The following is a 2,772-nucleotide window of genomic DNA, read 5'->3' as shown; positions in this document are numbered from 1 at the left end:
GTCGACGCCGGCCCCGAGCGCATTGCCATTCGGGTTTCCGGCGAATTCACCTCCGAGGAGAGCCTGAAGGCGATCAACTTCTACGCCAATGGCCATTATTTCAGGCTGGGCGATGTTGCCGAGGTTAAGCGCGCCTATTCCGACCCGCCGCAGCCGATGTTCCGCTTCAACGGCAAGCCGGCTGTCGGCATCGCCATCTCGATGACATCAGGCGGCGACGCGCTGGCGCTCGGCGAGAACGTCAAGGAAAAAATGCACGAGATGGCGGCCGAGCTGCCGCTCGGCGTCGAGCTCGGCCTGGTCGCCGACCAGTCGCATGTGGTGGAAGAATCCGTCGGCGAGTTCACCAAGAGCCTCGGCGAGGCCATCGCCATCGTGCTTGCGGTCAGCTTCCTGGCGCTCGGCTGGCGCCCAGGCATTGTCGTGGCCGTCGCCATCCCGCTGGTGCTCGCCATCACCTTCGTCACCATGGAGTATTTCGGCATCTCGCTGCAGCGCATCTCGCTCGGCGCGCTGATTATCGCGCTCGGCCTTCTGGTCGACGACGCCATGATCGCGGTGGAGATGATGATCTCGCGCATGGAGGAAGGCTACGACAAGATCTCGGCGGCCACCTATGCCTATACCTCGACCGCCTTCCCGATGCTCACCGGCACGCTGGTGACGATCGCCGGCTTCGTGCCGGTCGGCTTCGCCAAGAGCGGCGCCGGCGAGTATTGCTTCTCGCTGTTCGCGGTCGTCGGCATAGCGCTGGTTGTTTCCTGGGTCGTCGCGGTACTGTTCACGCCGTTGACCGGCGTCGCCCTTTTGCCCGAGCGCATCAAGGGCCATGGCAGCCACCAGCCTTCGCGCCTGGTGCGCGGCTTCCAGACGCTGCTCGAAACGGCGATGCGGGCGAAGTGGCTGGTGCTGTCGGCGACCGCCGGGCTGTTCGCGCTCTCGGTCGTGGCCATGGGCTTTGTCGGTCAGGAGTTCTTCCCGAAGTCCGACCGGCCCGAAATCATGGTCGACCTCACCCTGCCGCAGACCGCATCGATCAAGGCGACGGACGAGGTGGTGGGCCGGGTCGAGAAGCTGCTCGCGGCCGATCCTGACATCGACCACTGGAGCTTCTATGTCGGCCAGGGCGCGGTCCGTTTCTACCTGCCGCTCGATGCCCAGCTCGCCAACGACTTCTTCGCCCAGGCGGTGGTCGTGACGAAGGGCCACGCCGTGCGCCAGGCCGTGATCGATCGGCTGGAAACGTCACTTGCGAAAGGCTTCGACGACGTCATGACCCGCGTCACGCCGCTCGAACTCGGACCGCCGGTCGGCTGGCCGCTGAGATTCCGGGTCAGCGGACCGGACCCGGACAAGACGCGCAGCCTGGCGCAGCAGTTCGCACAGGTGCTGGGCAGCGATGCAGCCGTGCGCAACATCAACTACGACTGGAACGAGCCGGCCAAGGTCATCAAGATCGAGGTCGACCAGGACAGGGCGCGCGCGCTCGGCATCTCCTCGCAGCAGCTCGCCGATACGATCAACTCGATCCTGTCGGGGTCGAAGATCACGCAGATGCGCGACGACACCTACCTCGTCGACATCGTGGCGCGTGCGGTCCAGTCGGAACGTGCCGACATCGACACGCTGCGCACGCTGACGGTCAGCGCGTCGGGCGGACGCCGTGTGCCGCTCGACCAGGTGGCCACGCTCACCTACCAGACCGAGCCGCCGCTGATCTGGCGCCGGGGCCGCGTGCCGACGGTGACTGTACAGGCCGACGTCGTGCCCGGCACCGAGCCGGCCGTCGTGGTCCGCAAGCTCGACGGCGCGATCGCCGCCTTCAAGGCGGAACTGCCGGCCGGCTACAGCGTCGAACAGGGCGGCGTGATCGAAGACAGCGCCAAGGCGCAGGCGAGCATCTTCGTCGTCTTCCCGCTGATGCTGTTCATCATGACCACCGTGCTGATGATCCAGCTGATGAGCTTCCAGCGCCTGGTGCTGGTGCTGCTCACCGCTCCGCTGGCGCTGATCGGCGTTGCCGGCGCGCTGCTGATGTCGGGAGCACCGATGGGCTTCGTCGCCATTCTCGGCGTCATGTCCCTGATCGGCATGGTGATCCGCAACTCGGTCATCCTGATCACGCAGATCGACCAGCACATCGCCTCCGGCGAAGAGCCGTGGTCGGCGGTGATCAGCGCCACCGCGCACCGGCTGCGGCCGATCCTTTTGACTGCGGCGGCCGCCATCCTCGGCATGATCCCCATCGCGCCGACGGTGTTCTGGGGGCCGATGGCCTATGCGGTGATGGGCGGCCTGATGGTCGCGACCGTGCTGACGCTGCTCGTCCTGCCGACCCTCTATGTCGCGTGGTTCGGCATCAAGGCACCGGCGGAGTCGGCGGCTGAGCCCATCGAGTCCGTCGCCGAACCGCAGCGGCTGGCCGCTTAACGGCGAGCCCTCCCAACAAACGCCACGGCGGCGGAACCGCCGTGGCAGCCGCTTCGCAAGTTTCAAACTGAAAGGACCGAACATGACACCCGTTTTCGGAAACCTTCTCATCCGCGTCAACGCCGGCTTCCTGATCCTCGCATCGGCAGGCGGCCTGATAACCGACATTGCTGGCTCCTTCTTCGGGAGCGGCGCCGAGGCCGCCCTGCTCGCCAATGCACCCGGGACCGGCATCGGCTTCATCGAGGCGCACGGGCTTGCCCTGATCGTCGAGCTGACCATGTGGCGCAGCGCCTATTCCCTGAACTGGCACGCTGTCCTGGCGGCCGTCCATGCACTGCT

2 protein-coding genes are annotated in these 2,772 nt (G+C 66.2%); both read left to right on the top strand.

Annotation, left to right across the window (positions count from 1 at the left end; all coding sequences use genetic code 11):
- Nucleotides 1-2,430, top strand: a 2,430-nt coding sequence (locus tag EOA86_RS29470) for an efflux RND transporter permease subunit (RefSeq protein ID WP_164892097.1), incomplete at its 5' end; no start/stop codon positions are given.
- An 82-nt stretch (nucleotides 2,431-2,512) separates the two neighbouring features.
- The coding region (locus EOA86_RS29465; RefSeq protein WP_206630171.1) for a hypothetical protein at nucleotides 2,513-2,772 on the top strand (260 nt) is incomplete at its 3' end.

This window comes from Mesorhizobium sp. M5C.F.Ca.IN.020.32.2.1 (genome assembly GCF_004023105.1).
In the GTDB taxonomy this organism is placed as follows: domain Bacteria; phylum Pseudomonadota; class Alphaproteobacteria; order Rhizobiales; family Rhizobiaceae; genus Mesorhizobium; species Mesorhizobium wenxiniae.
Note: the sequence above shows the minus strand (reverse complement) of the source record. Positions and strands in the feature narration are given on the sequence as shown.